The organism is Kitasatospora sp. MY 5-36 (assembly GCF_001182915.1).
In the GTDB taxonomy this organism is placed as follows: Bacteria; Actinomycetota; Actinomycetes; order Streptomycetales; family Streptomycetaceae; genus Kitasatospora.
Map to the genome: position 1 here is coordinate 1 of NZ_LFVW01001440.1, position 546 is coordinate 546.

The window sequence follows — 546 nt, forward strand, 5'->3', positions numbered from 1 at the left end:
CGCGGGGCGCGCACCAGGCGGCGCGCGAACGCCCCCGTGCCGCGCAACGCGACCTGGTCCTCGCCCTCCGGTCCCGCGGCGAGCAGCTCGGCCAGGCGGTCCCCGACCGAGGCGTCGAACCCGGCCGACGCGTCGGACCCGGCCGACGCGTCCGACCCGGCCGGGAGGTCGACCAGGCCGCCCCACTGCTTGGCCTGCTCCAGACCCGCCGTCTGCCCCCACGCCCACACCTGGGCCTGCGCCAGACTGGGCACCTCGCCCGGCAGCGCCGCCACCGCGCCGCGGGTCAGCACCCACAGCGGCACCACCGACCCCGCGTCGAGCAGCGCCTGCAGCAGCGCGCTGGAGGCCGCCAGACCGGCGGGCACCCGGGGCCGACCGGGCAGCGGCGTCTCGTCCAGCGCCAGCAGGGACACCACACCCGCGAACTCGCCGACGCCGCGCAGGACATCACCGAGGGTCCCGCGATCGGCGGCGCCGGTCTCCAGTACCCGGACCTCGACGCCGCCGGCCCGCAGCGCGCCGGCCACCTCGGCGGCCGTCCCG

The 546-nt window shown here is 79.7% G+C and carries 1 protein-coding gene; it reads right to left on the reverse strand.

Annotated elements, in window-relative coordinates; genetic code table 11:
• Positions 1-546, reverse strand: a 546-nt coding sequence (locus tag AE652_RS42840) for a hypothetical protein (RefSeq protein ID WP_159028761.1), incomplete at both ends; no start/stop codon positions are given.